General features: G+C 47.8%; 9 protein-coding genes. 6 read left to right on the top strand and 3 right to left on the bottom strand.

Annotation, left to right across the window (positions count from 1 at the left end; translation table 11 throughout):
- Positions 1-195: 195 nt before the first annotated feature.
- Complete coding sequence (dapD, locus tag CSW98_RS10915) at positions 196-1,227, bottom strand: 2,3,4,5-tetrahydropyridine-2,6-dicarboxylate N-succinyltransferase (RefSeq protein ID WP_100800509.1); 1,032 nt, start codon at positions 1,225-1,227, stop codon at positions 196-198.
- Positions 1,228-1,697: 470 nt separating this feature from the next.
- On the opposite strand from dapD, the gene modA reads away from it, so the two are divergent.
- From modA to modC, 3 genes are read left to right on the top strand one after another with little or no spacing between them, the layout of a single operon-like run.
- Positions 1,698-2,438: a molybdate ABC transporter substrate-binding protein gene (modA, locus tag CSW98_RS10910; protein WP_100800508.1), complete on the top strand. Its 741-nt coding sequence runs from the start codon at positions 1,698-1,700 to the stop codon at positions 2,436-2,438.
- Between the two features lie 19 nt (positions 2,439-2,457).
- Entirely contained in the window at positions 2,458-3,132 is a 675-nt protein-coding gene (gene modB / locus CSW98_RS10905) for a molybdate ABC transporter permease subunit (protein ID WP_100800507.1), read from the top strand.
- A gap of 28 nt (positions 3,133-3,160) precedes the next feature.
- Positions 3,161-4,246, top strand: a complete 1,086-nt coding sequence (gene modC, locus CSW98_RS10900) for a molybdenum ABC transporter ATP-binding protein (protein ID WP_100800506.1) — start codon at positions 3,161-3,163, stop codon at positions 4,244-4,246.
- Between the two features lie 72 nt (positions 4,247-4,318).
- Here modC and CSW98_RS10895 read toward each other — a convergent pair whose 3' ends face one another.
- Entirely contained in the window at positions 4,319-4,615 is a 297-nt protein-coding gene (locus CSW98_RS10895) for a YebG family protein (RefSeq protein ID WP_100800505.1), read from the bottom strand.
- 117 nt (positions 4,616-4,732) lie between these two features.
- Complete coding sequence (gene amt, locus CSW98_RS10890) at positions 4,733-7,783, bottom strand: ammonium transporter (protein ID WP_100800674.1); 3,051 nt, start codon at positions 7,781-7,783, stop codon at positions 4,733-4,735.
- A gap of 230 nt (positions 7,784-8,013) precedes the next feature.
- On the opposite strand from amt, the gene recC reads away from it, so the two are divergent.
- From recC to recD, 3 genes are all read left to right on the top strand, one after another.
- On the top strand, positions 8,014-11,472 hold the full coding sequence (recC, locus tag CSW98_RS10885; protein ID WP_100800673.1) for an exodeoxyribonuclease V subunit gamma: 3,459 nt from the start codon (positions 8,014-8,016) through the stop codon (positions 11,470-11,472).
- Positions 11,473-11,804: 332 nt separating this feature from the next.
- Positions 11,805-15,431, top strand: coding sequence for an exodeoxyribonuclease V subunit beta (recB, locus tag CSW98_RS10880; RefSeq protein ID WP_232733512.1), 3,627 nt, complete (start codon positions 11,805-11,807; stop codon positions 15,429-15,431).
- On the top strand, positions 15,379-17,505 hold the full coding sequence (recD, locus tag CSW98_RS10875; RefSeq protein ID WP_100800503.1) for an exodeoxyribonuclease V subunit alpha: 2,127 nt from the start codon (positions 15,379-15,381) through the stop codon (positions 17,503-17,505). The genes recB and recD overlap by 53 nt, the downstream gene beginning before the upstream one ends.
- Positions 17,506-17,538: the final 33 nt, after the last annotated feature.

Below are 17,538 nucleotides of genomic sequence, written 5' to 3'. Positions count from 1 at the left end.
GGAACTCTCTGAATAGGAAGTCTTTATTATCGCTGATGTAGTGTAAACGATGCAACTATATTGCATGGGTGTATACGTGAATATATTATCAATTCATTGTTTTTTATGGAAAGTTTTTTATGTAAACGTTGGTCAGTTAGATGGAGCGGGAGAAAAGCGTTTTCTCCCGTATGAATAATAAGAGGTTGCTGTTAATCAGTTGTTGCTGTGCAGTTCACTATTCAGCTCTACAGCAGATTTATTGGTCAGACATTCAATTTGACCAGTCATCGAGTTACGGCGGAACAGCAGGTCTGGTTTACCAGCCAGATCACGGGCTTTTGCATATTCGACTTCTTTACCTTCAGAGTCCAGCATCCGTACCTTGGAGCCTGCAGTGACATATAAGCCTGATTCGATAGTGCAACGATCACCCAGCGGGAAGCCCAAGCCGGCATTAGCACCCAGCAGGCTGTTTTCACCAATAGATACAACGACTTTACCGCCACCGGACAGAGTGCCCATAATGGATGCACCGCCGCCGATATCGGAGCCGTTACCCACCATAACACCTGCAGAAATACGACCTTCGACCATACTGACGCCGGTAGTACCCGCATTGAAGTTAATAAAACCTTCGTGCATTACGGTTGTGCCTTCACCCACATGGGCACCCAGACGAACACGTGATGTATCTGCGATACGAACACCGGTCGGAACCACGTAATCGACCATTTTAGGGAACTTGTCTACACAGTCGACGCTCAGAGCACGGCCTGCCAGACGGGCTTCAATCTGACGTTGTGCCAGTTCCGGTAGATCGATGGGACCTTCATTCGTCCATGCAATGTTGTGCAGCAGGCCAAAAATACCGTCAAGTACGATACCGTGTGGCTGAACCAGACGGTGAGAAATCAGTTGCAGTTTTAGGAAACCTTCAGCAACAGACTGAGGTTGCTCATCGGTTTCCAGAATCACCAGTACTAATGGTTGTCCGGCATTGGCTGCTTGCTCCGCAAAAGAGGCATTGGCACTCTCGGCATGAGCGGCAAAAGCGGTTGCTAGCTCCGCACTCTGAGCTGGAGTGATTTCAATAGACTGGTTACCACCGGTATAACCACTGATCTGACTCAGGGCATTGACCAGAGCGTCAGCCGGATTCAGTAGCGGATTCGGAAAGAATGCTTCGATGATTTTTCCATCACGGTTTTTGGTTGCACTGCCGAATGCAAGAGAGAAATATGCCATTGTCTTTGTATCTCCATAGTAGTGGGCCGTTAGAACGTCTGGTGTAACGCCGGTTGAGCAGACGGACACGCTTCTGACGGATCGTTGTTCTTAAAAACTGTTAACTGAATCATAAAGAGCCTGTGGACAAGATGAAAGGGTTGAATCTGATAAAGTCTGCAAAATGATATGTCTTGTCTTTTGGGCGATATATTTCTTTAATAAGAAATTCTGATGAGCAGAAAATAACCATAATAATCATAGAATTCAGACTTGCCATCATGTTGGTCTGTGATATAGGATGTTTTGATGTGATATTAGTCACATAGTTAAAGGAATTAACGAAACAATAATCAGGACATTTTAAATGTGCAGTCTTTGTTCTGCGTTCAGTCTTTTTGTGTTGCCTATAATACCCGGCGGCGGCAGAATCTGAATGCATCTATATCGCTGCATGGTTTTTTCGGTGCATTCATGGAGGAATATCCGTAATGAAAAGAATAACTGGCGTAGTTTCAATATTAGCGGCTGTATTATCGGCAGGAGTTAGTGCTGAAGACGTCACGGTTGCCGTGGCAAATAATTTTTATGGACCGATGCAGGTTATTGCTAAGGATTTTAAACAGGTGACCGGTGACGATGTCACCCTGAGTACCGGTTCTACCGGACAGCTTTATGCACAAATTGTTAATGGTGCTCCGTTTGATGTTTTTCTGGCAGCAGATACCAAGCGTCCGGAAAAACTGGAAGCTGATAATCTGGCAACGGATCGGTTTACTTATGCTCAGGGGAAACTGGTTCTCTGGTCACCGGATAAGGCTCTGGTTAATGGCAGCGAACGGGTACTTCTTGAAGAAAAAGTGAAGCATATTGCTCTTGCAAACCCTAAGCTGGCACCGTATGGTCTGGCTGCTCAGCAGGCGATGGAAAAGTTAGGAATTTATTCTGTGCTGGAGCCTAAATTTGTTATGGGAAAAGGCTTAAACCCCACCTATCAGTTTGTTGTTACCGGTAATGCTGATGTCGGTTTCCTGGCCATGTCCCAGGTGTATAAAGATGGCCAGTTTGCTGACGGTTCTCACTGGGAGATTCCGGCTGATCTGTATGCTCCTATTAAGCAGGATGCAGTTTTACTATCGAAAGGACAGAATAATTCTGCGGCAAAACATCTGATGGATTATCTGCAAAGTACCAGAGCAAAAGCTCTGATCGCTTCATTCGGTTACAAGTAACCCACTGAAGATTGTCCATATGGAATTGGATCTTAACGTTATAGTCACCACCTTGAAGTTAGCCACGGTGGTGACCGTCTGGTTATTACTGATTGCAGTACCGCTTGCATGGTGGTTGTCCAGTACTAAAAGTCGTTATAAAGGGGTAGTGGTTGCCATTTTTACTTTACCTATGGTGCTCCCCCCTACAGTATTAGGTTTTTACTTGTTGTTGCTCATGGGGCCACATGGTGCAGTTGGGCAATGGGTTCACTGGTTGGGACTGGAACAGTTACCTTTCTCTTTTGCTGGTATAGCCATTGCCTGCATTGTTCATTCTCTCCCTTTTGTTATTCAGCCATTACAGAACGCATTTGATGCCATAGGTAAAAGACCCCTAGAAGTGGCTGCTACACTCAGAGCATCTCCTTGGGATACCTTTTTTTCTGTTACTTTGCCTTTAGCCTGGCCGGGGGTATTTTCTGCTGGTGTGATGGGCTTTTGTCATACACTGGGTGAGTTTGGTGTTGTGCTGATGATTGGCGGTAATGTTCCCGGAAAAACCCGGGTCATCTCAGTAGAGATTTATAACTATGCTGAAGCATTGGAATATGATAAGGCGCATATCCTTGCCGGAGGAATGGTTCTGTTTTCCTTTATTGCCCTGTTAGGCATGTACTGGCTTAACAATAAACACCGTTCCCGGTTCAGTTAAGTTGGGGTGACCGCAGAGGAAAGATGTTATGAATAAAAACTGCATTGTCGCCAAATTTGAGATCCGTTATGAGGGTTTTTCCCTCAGTCTGGATCTGACCTTGCCTGCTAAAGGTGTTACTGTGTTGTTCGGTCATTCTGGTTCAGGTAAAACGACCTGCCTCCGGGCGATGGCCGGGCTGGAAAAACTGAGTGAAGGCTATTTCTCTGCTGCGGGTGAAGTGTGGCAGGATTCCGGGAATGGTCTTTTTATTCCTACCTATAAACGCAATATTGGTTATGTCTTTCAGGAAGCTGGTTTGTTTCCCCACCTCACTGTGCAGCAGAATCTGGAATATGGGTTAAAACGAATTGCTTCGTCAAAACGCAGAGTTGAGAAAGAGAGTGTATGTTCTTTGCTGGGTATTGAGCATCTTCTGGATCGTTCTACAGCTCGTTTGTCCGGAGGAGAGAGACAGAGGGTGTCTATAGCCAGAGCATTGCTGACATCTCCGGATCTATTATTAATGGATGAGCCTCTTTCTGCTCTGGATAACGGACGTAAGGCAGAGATCCTGCCATACCTTGAGAGATTACATAAAGAGTTGTCTATCCCTGTAATATATGTCACGCATGCTATGGAAGAGTTAGCAAGACTTGCCGATCATATCGTGTTATTCGATCAGGGCAGAATAGTGGCTTCAGACTCTGCGCTTAATATTATGTCAGATCCACAACATCAGGCATTGTTCGGTACGGGACTCGGCAGTATTGTCGAGACGAAAATTGTGGAGCATTGTGCCGACCATATGACCCGGCTGGATATTGGTGAACAGACGAATCTCTGGATCCTGGGGCATTACGGGACTATCGGTGAACAGTATCGGTGCCGTATTCTTGCATCTGATGTCGGTATTTGCCTGAGTATGCCGGAAGATTCATCCATTTCTAATGAAATCCCGGTAACGATAAAGCAAATAGAGTCGACAGCGAAACCCGGAGAAGTAGCATTATTGCTTGAAACCCGGCATGGAACCCGGTTATTGTCTCTGATCACTCAGCATTCACTGAAAAAATTATCGCTTACAACAGGTATGGATGTCTGGGCTCAGGTTAAGTCTGTTGCAGTTTGTTGACGGATACAGCGGGAAAAGGGATGGTTTATAGCATTCCCACGGGAGCCGTGGGAATGAGGACTGCATAACGAATTAAGCGGCATCTTCCTGTTTTTCGGTATCAACAACTTTTGGCTGTTTAGGTTTTTTCGCTGCAGGCTTACGTTTGGCTCCCAGTGCTTCAAGCACATCTTCTTTATGCTGAGCAAGATACAGAGACAGTTCTTCCTGCTTTTCTTCATCTTCAATCAGTTTGCTTTCGCTCAGCAGAGTAAATAGTTCATCTGCCATATCCAGCATTTTGTCATAAGCGTCAGCTTCAGCTTTAGAGGTAAAAGTCATCTTTTCTTCTCCGTTGCGCTCCACCACGTACTTGACGATTACAGCCATGGTTATCCCTCAAACGTTATTAAGTGTACTGTGTGTTTATACAGTTTATCCGGCTTAAAGTCCAGTCGGGTCAGATGAATTGAGAAACTCGGTGCAGTGTTTTTGTCTGATGATGCTTTATTCAGTGCGTATATGTTTTATTAGCAGGGTCTCAACCTCATCCTCAAGAAGTGGCATATAGAAATAGTATCCCTGAAAATACTGACATCCGTTTTTCAGCAGGAATGACAACTGTTCGGATGTTTCGACCCCTTCAGCAATGGTCGTCAGTTCCAGATTCTGAGCCAGACTGATAATCGTAGAACAGATCTTGCCATCTTCTCTGAGAATATGACACTCATCGACAAAGGATTTGTCAATTTTCAGCACATCAATCGGCAGACGTTTCAGATAGTTCAGTGAAGAATAGCCGGTACCGAAATCATCAATCGAGATAGCAATACCCAACTCTTTTACTTGTGACATTACCTCGGCACAGCGTTCTATATCTGAAACAAGAACACTTTCGGTAATTTCTATTTCCAGCCACTGGCCACTGATACCCGTGTGTTCCAACTGAGCACGAAGTGACGGAAGAAATTCTTCGCACAACAAATGCTTACCGGATATATTCACGGAAATAGGTACCAGTTCTGCTCCTTGCTGCTGTAGCTTTTGCAGAAATTGGAGGGTGAGCTGGATGACCCGTTTGCCCAGAGACACAATCAACTGAGATTCTTCCGCTATGGCAATAAAGGTATCCGGAGGAATAAAGCCGTCACGTTCATGTGACCAGCGACTGAGTGCTTCAAAACCGATAATTTTACCTTTTTCCGTCACCTTTGGCTGATAGACAAGAAAAAACCGTTCAGTATGCAAATCTTCCCGCAGTGCCTGTTCATAATGAAAATTCTGGCTGGCCTGCTGTGCCATCTGATCAGCAAAAAACTGATAGTTATCTCTGCCTTGAAGTTTCGCCTGATACATGGCTATATCTGCCTGCTGAATGAGTTTGTCGGGATCAATGTCCGGGGTACGCGTCATGGTTACCCCGATACTGGTAGGGATATTCAGTCCTTGTCCTTCCAGAACAACCGGCTGGCGCATTACAGTCAGGATTTCTTCTGCTTTTTGCTGTGCCAGAATCTGTGTTATCTGTCCCCGCATCAGGATAATAAATTCATCGCCGCCCCAGCGGGTAATGACATCCGATTCACGGGTAACACTGCTGAGTCTACGGGCAACTTCACATAACAGTTCATCGCCTGCCTTATGCCCCATGGTGTCATTAATTCGTTTAAATTTATCCAGATCCAGAAAAAAAACGACCAGAGTATCATCGGTTGATTTTAAGGCTGTAAGGTATTTATTCAGGCTCTCAACCAGATAGGTTCGGTTGTACAGGCCAGTGAGTGGATCACTGTAAGCGAGCTGACGCAACTTAGCCTGCAATTTTCTTTGCCGGGTAACGTCCCTGATATTCAGGACATACTCACCTCTGGCATGGTTGGTTTGTCTGGAGTAAGTCACTGATATTTCTGCAGGAAATTCATTCCCTCCGTTACGCTGAAGTATGAGGCTGTTACGTCGGTTGAGCAGTAATCCGTCAGGAAGAACGAATCCGTGTTCCAGACTATTATGGACATAGCTGCGTGAGGATGCAGGGACAAAAATGTTGATGAAATTATTACCCTTGGCCCGGATCCTTGGTGTGTCAAAGGTTCGTTCTGCAGAAGAGTTAAATTCCAGAATATTCCCCAGCAAATCAAGCGTAACAATACTGTCCATTGAGGAATCCAGAATAGCACTTTTGCGTTGTTCGCTGGTCTGGAAGTTATCGATGGCTTCATCTCTGGCCGATATTTCTGTCTGAACCCGTTTGATCACTTTGTTGTACTGTGTGGCCACCAGCCCGACTTCCGTAAAAGGATGCTCTGGAACCGGGCTGGAAAAATCACCCAGATCCTGTTGATGTTTCATCGAGGTCAGCAGATCAGACAGCTCAGTTGCGGCATGGTGTTCTGCTACGTTCATGCCCTGTTCTTCGGCTTCCTGTGAAACCCGGAGAGGGCTGTACCGGTTAATCAGTTTAGCCAGAGTATAGCTGACCAGAATACTCCAGGTGCTGATACAGATAATTCCAAACAGTTGTACTGTTATCTGTTCAGTCCGGCTTAGTCCGGTGCCTATCTTATCTAGGTCCCCCAGAAGACCGACAGACAGTACCCCCCAGATTCCGGTAAATAAATGAGCAGGGACAACACCCAGAGCATCATCAATCTTCAGGTGGTTAATCCATTTTTCACCCCAGAAAACAATACAGCCGGAGAGAATGCCGACCAGCATGGCTGATGGCGTATTCATAACATGGCAACCTGCGGTAATGCCGACCAGCCCACCGATAACCCCATTCAGGATCTGTGCAACATCGAAATGACGATGATAGAAATAATGTACAGCAGAAGCGGTTAGTCCGCCCCAGGCTGCGGCAAGACAGGTATTAAGAATAACCATGGGAACCTGTGCGTTAAAAAATAGCGTACTGCCACCGTTAAAACCGAACCAGCCGAACCAGAGCAGCAGGGTGCCGAGTGCTGATAATGGCAGATTACTGCCCTGAGGAAGGGTTACACCTTTATCGAAGCGTCCGATACGAGGGCCGATGATACAGATGATAACCAGAGAGACACAACCACCAACGCCATGTACGACCATAGAACCGGCGAAATCAACAAAGCCTAATGTTTGCAGCCAGCCGGGATTCTCCGGATTAAAAGCACCGGCCCATGCCCAGTGCCCGGTAACCGGATAAATGAATGCACTGAGGATCATGGCGATAAGCAGGTAACCTTTGAAAGACATCCGCTCCGCAACGGCTCCGGACATGATGGTTGTCGCTGTGCCGCAGAACATGAGCTGAAACAGAAAAAAGCTGACATTCCACGGGTGGTTGACATCGTCGAACAATGTTGGCAGTGGATTGAGCAGGCCGTGGAAACTATCGCCAAACATGATGGAAAAGCCAAACAGCCAAAAGATAATGATAGAGATAACAAAGTCAGCAATATTTTTTGCAGCCACGTTAATGCTATTTTTACTGCGGATCCTGCCGCTTTCGAGGCAGAGAAATCCGGCCTGCATAACGAATACGAGCAGAGCTGCCGTCAGTAGCCAAAAATAATTATCCATAATCACTGCTTCCATCTTGTTGTTCTGTTCGTTCCGTGAACAGGTACAGTGTGTGCTGAAACTTTTGGGGAGTAGGTCACATTTTATTCAATAACATATAAAACAATGTACAAATTAGCAATGAAAATATTATCAAAGTGACATTGCATGATAATGACCGACAGTATGAGTCAATATCTTTCACTTATGCTAATCTGGGCATTGTTACTGAACGTATTGGCAGGTGCATTTTGTTTACGGTTTACCATTCTAATCAGATAGATATCCTGAAAACATTGCTGGTGGAACTTATCCGGGTTAATCCACTGGATAATCCGTTCCGGAAAGAGCAGATTTTAGTACAGAGTCCGGGTATGTCCCAGTGGCTAAAGATGGAACTGGCGCAAGAGCTGGGAATTGCTGCCAACATTGAATTTCCTCTTCCTGCGACATTTATCTGGAACATGTTTGTACAGGTTTTGGATGATGTTCCTGAACACAGTGCTTTTAATAAAGAAGCGATGACATGGAAACTGATGCAGATTCTCCCGATGCAACTGGATCGGGAAGAATTTGCTCCCCTGAAGCAGTATTTAACGGATGATGCTGACAGCAGTAAACGCTATCAGTTGGCAGAGAAGATCGCTGATATTTTTGACGGTTATCTGGTGTACCGCCCTGAATGGATTGCTGACTGGGAAGCCGGAAATCAGGTTCAGGAACTGGGTGATGAACAGCCATGGCAACCGCTGCTGTGGCAGGCACTCTATGAACATACTCTGGCACTGGGTCAGTCGCCTTACCATCGTGCCAATCTGTATGAGCATTTTATCGATTCTCTTGAACATTATACAGGGCATTTCCCCGGTCTCCCTGAACGTCTGTTTGTCTTTGGTATCTCTTCTCTGCCTCCGCGTTATATGGCTGCTTTGAAAGCTCTGGGGCAGCATACGGATGTGCATCTGATGTTTACCAACCCCTGTCGTTACTACTGGGGTGAGGTTCGGGATCGCAAGTATCTTGCCGGGCTAGCTTCCCGCTATCGTCAACATATGCAATGGCAGAGGGATCATTATGCTGTACATGGTGAAACAGAACAGCTGAAAGGCAGTGTTGAGGACAATCTTGCCGATGTGCTGCATACCGGTGTTATTGGTAATAGCCTTCTAGCCTCGATGGGTAAACTAGGGCGAGATAATATGTATCTGCTTTCTCAGTTGGAAGCCAACGAGATTGAAGCATTTGCAGACGTTGAACGCGATACCCTGCTGCATCATATTCAGGCTGATATTCTGAATCTGGAAGAACGGCAGGACGATAAACAGCTGGAGAGCAGTTGCCATAAAAAAAGAGTACCGGAAAACGATGCATCACTCAGTTTCCATGCCTGTCATAGCCCTATGCGAGAGGTTGAAGTACTGTATGACCAGCTACTACGCATGTTTGATGCCGATCCCCAACTGCAGCCTCGGGATATTATCGTTATGGTGGCTGATATTAACGCTTATAGTCCCGCTATTCAGGCGGTATTCGGTAACGCTCCGGGAGACAGGTTTGTTCCTTATTCGATTTCAGACCGGACTGCAGCTCAGGAGAGTCCTGTTCTGAATGCGTTTATCCGTTTGGTTAACCTGCCGGAAAGTCGCTGTACGGCATCAGAACTGCTGGAGTTGCTGGAGACACCAGAGATCATGGCCCGGTTTGGTCTGGATGAGGAAGCGTTTGAACGAGCCCGGTTCTGGATTGAAGAAACAGGGATCCGCTGGGGCATTGATGCTGATACGGCGGATGAGTTTGCATTGCCTGCCGGAGAGCAGAATACCTGGTTATCCGGTATTCAGCGGATGCTGCTGGGTTATGCTATGGCAGAGCAGGTTTATGACGGTAGTCTCAGCCTGTTCAGTGGTCTCAGCCGCGACATAGTACCTTATGCTGAAGTGCAGGGTATGGATGCTGAACTGGCGGGTAAGCTGGCACATTTTATCGGGCAGATTGATTATTATCGACGGACGCTTTCTCATTCACGGACGATGGGTGAATGGAGACACCATTTGTTTGCTTTGCTGGAGGCGTGTTTTTGTGTCGGTCTGGAAGGGGAAATTGTACTGAAATCTATTCGTGATGTATTGACTCAGTTACAGGAACAACTGGAAAGTGCCTTATTTACTGAACTGATTTCACCGGCGGTGATGCTGCAATATCTGCAGAATCGTTTGTCCGGATCCCGGGTCAGTCAGCGTTTTCTGGCCGGGCAGGTTAATTTCTGTACCCTGATGCCGATGCGATCCATTCCGTTTAAAACCGTGTGCCTTCTGGGGATGAACGACGGAGCTTATCCGCGAGCTATGCCACCGGAAGGTTTTGATTTGATGAACGGCAGAAGCCGGCCGGGAGACCGTTCCCGGCGTGATGATGATCGTTACCTGTTTCTGGAGGCACTGCTTTCTGCTCAGCAGACACTTTATATAAGTTATATTGGTCGTTCGATTCAGGATAACAGTGAACGGGTTCCGTCTATTCTGGCTACGGAGCTGCTGGATTACTGCGGCCAGAATTTCTGCCTACCGGGGGATGAAGCATTGCCGAATGACACCTCTGCGGGGCACTTGATCCGGGCTCTGACTCATTATCATCCTATGGTGCCTTTTAGTCCGGCTGCCTTTACCGGAGAACAGCCAAGTTATGCTCAGGAATGGCTTCCTGTCGTCAACCGGCAGGGAGAAAAACGGGCTGCGTTTATTCAGCCTCTTGACGACAGTCTGCTGGATGCTGTCTATCCGCTGGAATTACCACTGGCAGAACTGCAACGATTCTGGCGTCTGCCGGTGCAATATTTCTTCAACCGGCGCTTAAAGGTTTTCTTTGGTGATGTGCACGCTGCTGTCAATGATGATGAGCCGTTTGCTCTGGATGGTTTGCAGGGGTATCAGTTACGGGAGCGAATTTTGTCGGTGATGCTTCAGGCGCATTTGGCAGGGAAGGATGACGAGCAGGCTGCACAAGCGTTTATCCGCTATCAGAGAGCAAAAGGTCTGCTGCCTGTCGGGGCTTTTGGGGAGTTGATCTTTGAAGAGAGCCGAGTTCAGGCGAAAGCCATGCTGGAAGTGCTGGTTTTCCTCTGTCAGTCGCCGCTGGATGATGCGGAGCTGAATATCCGGCTGACTCCCTGTGGTGAGGATAAACCGATACAATTGACGGGCTGGTTGACGTACCGCTATCAGTCCGGACTGGTTCGTTACCGCTGTGGTTCCGTCAGAGCTCAGGATCGGCTGGCGGGCTGGATCGACCACCTTTGTCTGGCAGTATGTGCCGATAGTCAGAATACCCACCTGATCGGACTGGATAAGAGGGAGGGGGTACAGCATCTGGTCTTTTCTCCGCTGGACAGAGAATATGCAGAACAGCAACTGATGCTGTTGCTGGAAATCTACTATGCAGGTCTGAATCAGCCGTTTGCTTATTTCCCAGGCACAGTGATGGCCGGGGTAGAGGCCGGTATTAAAGGTAAAGAGCTGGAGGCCATTTATGCGGCAATGCAGAAACGCTTTGAAGACGGTTATCAGTTTACCGGCGAAGGCTCAGACTGCTATATCTCACGGGTATGGTCGCAATGGTCGGATACACTGGCACAGCAGTTATGGCGTAACGCAGATGTACTGATGAACGTTATGGCATACTGCCGGGATATCAATGATGCAGAAGCAGACTGAATAAGAAGTGTAAAACAAACAGCGGTTGAAGCGAAATAGAAAGTAAAAAGAGTAGGGTGGCCGTCCGCAAATCATTGTTATTTGTAGGGTGTTCGCTGGTACGGCCTTTAGGGTCAGAGGGACCATAAATTCTGTGGCTGCGATACTAGCCAGACATCCCTGGATGATCCGTGACTGGGATCCCGAAAAGGTTTCTTTCATCGGCAATGATTCTATTGGCTTGCTAAATATTTGGTTTGGATCACATAGGTGTGGTTTTTCTACTCAGTAGTGAAAATAAGCAAGTTGATGCTTTATTATTCAATGGATTATAAACAGGCAAAAAAAGACTTATGGTAAACAGACTAGATACAATGACATTCCCTTTGCATGGGGCCAGATTGATTGAAGCCTCTGCGGGTACGGGAAAAACTTTTACCATTGCCGGTCTTTATCTGCGTCTTTTGCTGGGACACGGCGATGAACAGAGCCGCCCTTACCAGCCTCTGACGGTTGACCAGATCCTGGTGGTGACCTTTACTGAAGCAGCAACGGCAGAGCTGCGGGACAGAATACGAGCCAGAATTCATGCCGCACGGGTTGCTTTTATGCGCGGCAGTAGCCGGGATCCTGTGATTGAGTCCTTACTGGAACAGATTGCGGATCATGAATGGGCGGCTCAGACCCTGTTATATGCTGAACGGCAGATGGATGAAGCCGCCGTTTATACCATTCATGGTTTTTGTCAGCGAATGTTGACACAGAATGCGTTTGAATCCGGCAGTCGTTTTACCCATGAGTTTGTTACCGATGAGAGTAAACTGAAAGCACAGGTGGTCGTGGATTACTGGCGGCAGAATTTTTATTCACTTTCTGTTGAACTAGCCAGTATGGTGCGTAGTCTGTGGTCCTCTCCACAGGCATTGCTGCATAAAATTTCCGGTTATCTGAGTGGTGAACCGGTTGAGCTGACAACCGAAGCCATGTGCGGAACGTTGGAGGATCAGCATCAGCAGAATCTGGATGCTATCAATGCATTTAAACAGCTCTGGATACGGCATAAGGATGACATCAGTGCTGCGATTAGTTCGTCGGATGTCAGTAAACGAACATTTACGAAAAAGAACCTGCCTAATTGGCTGGAAGAGATAAGCCGGTGGGCTGACAGTGATACCCGGGACTATCTTCTTCCGGCCAATCTGTATCGCTTTTCCAGTGAATTTCTGGCAGAGAAGACCAAGCTGGGTGACTCTGTTCCTGAACATGAGATCTTCCCGGTCATCAGTCAGTTCCTTTCCGTCCCCCCCGATCTGGAACATCCGCTTCTGGCTCATGCGATTCATGTATGCCGGGATATGTTGGCCGAGGCCAAACAGAAAAAACACTGGCTCTCTTTTGATGACTTGCTGATCCAGCTTGCTGCCGCACTGGAGAGTGATCCGCAGCAGACGCTCAGCCATAGGATCCGGTCACTGTATCCGGTTGCAATGATCGATGAATTTCAGGATACGGATCCGCTGCAATACAGTATTTTCAGTCGTATTTATCTCGGACAGCCGGAAAGCGGACTGTTTATGATAGGCGACCCTAAGCAGGCTATTTACGCCTTTCGTGGTGCAGATATCTTCACTTATATTCGAGCCCGGAATGAAGTTACAGATCATTACACTCTGGGAACCAACTGGCGCTCCAGTGCTGATATGGTCAGTGGGGTGAATAATCTGTTTTCTTCCGCTAAGTGTCCGTTTATGTATGACGAGGATATTCCTTTTTTACCGGTTTCCCCGAGTCCGGGGGCAGAGAAACGTTACTGGATACTTAATGGGCAGAAACAGAATGCGATGACGTTCTGGCTGCAGGAGGCGGATAAACCTATACCCAAAGGAGAATATCAGCATGCTATGGCACTGGCGACAGCTAGTCAGATAGAGCATATTCTGCATCTTGCCGGAACGGGTAAGGCCATGTTGGTAAACGCAGAATGCAGTCGTCCTGTTGAGGCTGGCGATATTGCCGTATTAGTCAGAACTGGTGCGGAAGGAAAACTGATCCGTGAAGCATTGGCAGATAAGGGGATTTCCAGTGTGTATCTGTCCAATCGTGACAGCGTCTTTGTCAGTACGGTGGCGATGGATATTCAGCGGTTGTTACAGGCCGTATTGACTCCTGAAAATGAACGGGTAATGAGGGCAGCTCTGGCTACTGAACTGCTGGCATTAACCAGTCAGCAGCTTGATGAACTTGGACGGGATGAAAACCGATGGGAAACGGTTGTCAATGAGTTCCGTGATTATCGTCGTTTGTGGCAATTACGGGGTGTGATGCCAATGCTGAGAGCCATTATAAGCAAACGTCATATCGCTGAACGCTTACTGGAAGAAGTTTCCGGAGAACGGCAACTGACGGATCTGCTGCATTTGAGTGAGTTGTTGCAGCAGATGAGTCTGGAAACAGACAGTGATCATGGCCTGTTACGCTGGTTCACTGAAACCCTTCTGGAGGTTCAAAGTGGTGGGGGAGGAACGGATGAGCAGATCCAGCGTCTGGAGTCGGAGCTGAATCTGGTACAGATTGTTACGATCCATAAATCCAAAGGACTGGAATATGATCTGGTTTTTTTGCCTTTTGCCTGTAACTATCGGGAGGCACAGGATGGTCGTTATTACGATGAGCAAAAAGCTAAAACCGTATGGGATATTACCAGGCAGGAGGCTTCTCTGGTTCAGGCGGACAAAGAACGTCTGGCAGAAGATTTACGCCTGTTATACGTTGCACTGACACGGGCTGTGTATGCTTGTTTCATCGGGCTGGCTCCGCTTCGAAAAGGGCGCTCGGTGAATGATCCTACAGGGTTGCACCTGAGTGCTGTCGGCTATCTGCTCAATGCAGGTGAACCGCTGAATACCGGTATGCTTGCAGCCCGTATCAGGGCGGTTATTTCTGCTCAGGATGCAGGATGCGGTCTCACGGTTCCACCGGATTCTTTGCTCGCCGGTATGCAGATGGGGCTTTTCGGTGAGAGTCTTTTAGATCATGATGAGAAAAAAGATCACCATGATCTAAAAGCAGGTCAATTACATACTGTCATAGACCGAAGCTGGCGTATCAGCAGCTATTCAGGTCTGGTCAGGCAAGGGCATGGCAGCAGTGCTGTGATGGAAGCTCAGGGGTTCGATGTTGATTCGGCAGAAGACAGTGTTGCCGAAGCACTGACGGAGATGACACTGGATGAACCTGAGCGTTCTGTGTTTACTTTTCCACGCGGTGCGCGTCCGGGAACGTTTCTGCATACGTTGTTTGAGAAACTTGATTTTACCCGGCCAGTCACGGAAGGTGAAAATAAGAACGCTATCATTAAGCTGATGGAGCAAGAACAGTTCGACCCGGAATGGCTGCCTGTACTTCAGCAACTGGCCGATAGCGTGTTGTCAACGCCTCTGGATGGAAAGGATCTGCGGCTGAAGCAGAAGGGGGATGATCAACGGCTGGTGGAGATGGAGTTTCTTCTTCCTGTACAGGTGCTTGCGGCTCCGTTGCTGAACGATATTGTGCAGCGTCATGATCCTTTATCGGCCAGAGCGGGTGAGCTGGGTTTCCAGACCGTCAGAGGTATGCTGAAAGGGTTTATTGATCTGGTTTTTGAGCATAACGGAAAGTATTACGTACTGGACTGGAAATCGAATTATCTGGGGGACAGTACCGCGGATTACAATAATGATGCGCTGGAGAAGGCAATGCTTGAGCACCGCTATGACCTCCAGTACCAAATTTATGCTCTGGCACTGCATCGCTTTTTACGCAGTCGAATTTCAGGGTACGACTATCATATCCATTTTGGTGGTGTGTATTATCTCTTTTTAAGAGGCATGGATAAAAGCACGAATGGTAGCGGAGTGTTCTATGCGAAGCCTGATCTTGCCATGCTGGATGCACTGGACAGGATTATCGACGGAGAACAGGCAGAAGACGATTATGCTTAAAACACTGGAACATCTGTGCCAGAGAGGCACCATACGCCAGCTTGACTATCAGTTTGCCTGTTTTATTGCGTCACAGGAGTCTGAACAGTCTGAAGCGGTTGGTTTCGTTGCTGGTATTCTTAGTTGTGAACTGGCAAAAGGCCATATCTGCATCGAACCGGATCCGGCTTATATGCTTTCGGTGCTGGGTCTGACCGGAGAGTCAGCCCAGCATCTGTACAAACAGTTAAGTGGAATAGACTGGAAGCTGTTGCTTTACCGTGCCCGTTGCGTCGGGGATGCCCGGAGCATTACGCCGCTGATCTATGATGGAGAAAAACTCTATCTGCACAGACACTGGCATTATGAAAGTGGGCTGGCCACAAAATTACTTGCTCTGGCGGAGCCCGTCCCTTTGTCTGCAGAAGAGATCCGGGGGCTGACCACTCTGCTTGATCATTTGTTTGCCCGCGATTATCAAGACTTGTTCCGGGCACTACAACAGAGGCCGGACAGTCATAAGGTGCTGCGACAGCAGATGGTGTGTGACTATCTGGATATTGTGGATCCGAATGGACTGGATTGGGATGTGATCGATACGGTAGTTGCTCAGGCTGCTCAGTCTGGAGCTCTGTCGGCTTTGGATGAATTCGTTCCAAAAGAGGTCTGCCTGAACTGGCAGAAAGTTGCAGCGGCTGTCGCTCTGACCCGTAAGTTTGCTGTGGTGTCCGGGGGCCCGGGAACGGGTAAAACCACGACGGTTACGCGGCTGTTGGCGGCATTGATCGAACAGGGAAAACAGAAACAGAAGGAACTGACGATTAAGCTGGTTGCTCCTACTGGTAAGGCTGCTGCACGGTTGACCGAGTCTATCGGCAGTGCTATCGATAAGCTCCCCGTTGCACCGGAAGTCCGGCGGGTGATACCAACGGAAGCTGGCACTATCCACCGTTTACTGGGGGCAGTTCCAAAGCGTTCAGCATTTCGTCACCATGCTGAAAATCCACTGCATCTGGATATTCTGGTAGTGGATGAAGCGTCCATGGTGGATCTGGCCCTGATGTATAAGCTGATTTCAGCTCTGCCTCCTCATGCAAGATTGATTCTGCTGGGGGACAAGGATCAGCTTGCATCGGTAGAAGCGGGCGCTGTTCTTGGTGATATCTGTTCATTTTCCGGTGAGGGGTACAGCCAGCAACAGCGGCAGCTTTTGCAGCAACTGACCGGGTTTTGTGATTTTCCTGCATCAGGCCATCAGCATCTGCTGGCCGATTGTTTGTGCACCCTGCAGAAAAGTTACCGTTTTCATGCCGGTTCCGGTATCGGGCAATTGGCAAAAGCAATTAATACCGGGGATACGCATCGTTTTCAGGGGATATTCGAGCAGGGGTTTCATGATATAGAACACCATCCGCTGACACCGGATAGCTACAGCCTTATGATTAACCGGCTGGTGAATGAATACAGTGCCTATATTCAAGTGGTTCATCAACCGGATACTGCTCTGATTTGTGAAAAAAGTGAAAAGACCCGGGTTGATGAACAGGCCCGGAATGCTTTGCAGAAGTTCAGCCGCTGCAGACTGTTGTGTGCTGTCAGGGAAGGGGATTTTGGTGTTCGGGGAGTCAACGAAAAAGTTGAAAGGGCATTATCCGCGAAGCGCTTGATCCGGCCGGGAACGGAGCAATGGTATGCAGGGCGTCCGGTAATGATTACTCATAATGATCATGCGCTTGGTCTGTATAACGGAGATATTGGCATATGCATGCCGGATAAGAGCGAAGAGATACCCAGATTAAAAGTGTTCTTTGAACTACCTGACGGTTCTGTAAAAGCGGTATTGCCGGGACGGGTTCCTGAGCACGAAACTGCTTATGCTATGACGGTGCACAAATCTCAGGGAAGTGAATTTGATCTGACGCTGATGCTGCTACCGAATAAATATAATCCGGTACTGAGCCGGGAGTTGATTTATACCGGCGTTACCCGGGCAAAGAAGCAACTGGTACTATTTGCAGATAAGCCGGTTTTGCTGCAAAGCATAAGGCAGAGAACATTGAGGGCTAGCGGGCTGAGAAAAAAGCTGGTGCGATAAATATGTGCGTAGTTATTAATCTGTAGATAGTTA

This window comes from Vibrio sp. HA2012 (assembly GCF_002812955.1).
GTDB lineage: Bacteria > Pseudomonadota > Gammaproteobacteria > Enterobacterales > Vibrionaceae > Vibrio.
The sequence above is the reverse complement of the archived record's forward strand: the minus strand, read 5'-3'. Positions and strand labels throughout refer to the sequence as shown.

Coding starts and splice junctions, on each gene's coding strand:
- dapD (WP_100800509.1), bottom strand. CDS start 1,227: ATGGCATATTTCTCTCTTGCATTCGGCAGTGCAACCAAAAACCGTGAT.
- modA (WP_100800508.1), top strand. CDS start 1,698: ATGAAAAGAATAACTGGCGTAGTTTCAATATTAGCGGCTGTATTATCG.
- modB (WP_100800507.1), top strand. CDS start 2,458: ATGGAATTGGATCTTAACGTTATAGTCACCACCTTGAAGTTAGCCACG.
- modC (WP_100800506.1), top strand. CDS start 3,161: ATGAATAAAAACTGCATTGTCGCCAAATTTGAGATCCGTTATGAGGGT.
- CSW98_RS10895 (WP_100800505.1), bottom strand. CDS start 4,615: ATGGCTGTAATCGTCAAGTACGTGGTGGAGCGCAACGGAGAAGAAAAG.
- amt (WP_100800674.1), bottom strand. CDS start 7,783: ATGGATAATTATTTTTGGCTACTGACGGCAGCTCTGCTCGTATTCGTT.
- recB (WP_232733512.1), top strand. CDS start 11,805: ATGGTAAACAGACTAGATACAATGACATTCCCTTTGCATGGGGCCAGA.
- recD (WP_100800503.1), top strand. CDS start 15,379: ATGCACTGGACAGGATTATCGACGGAGAACAGGCAGAAGACGATTATG.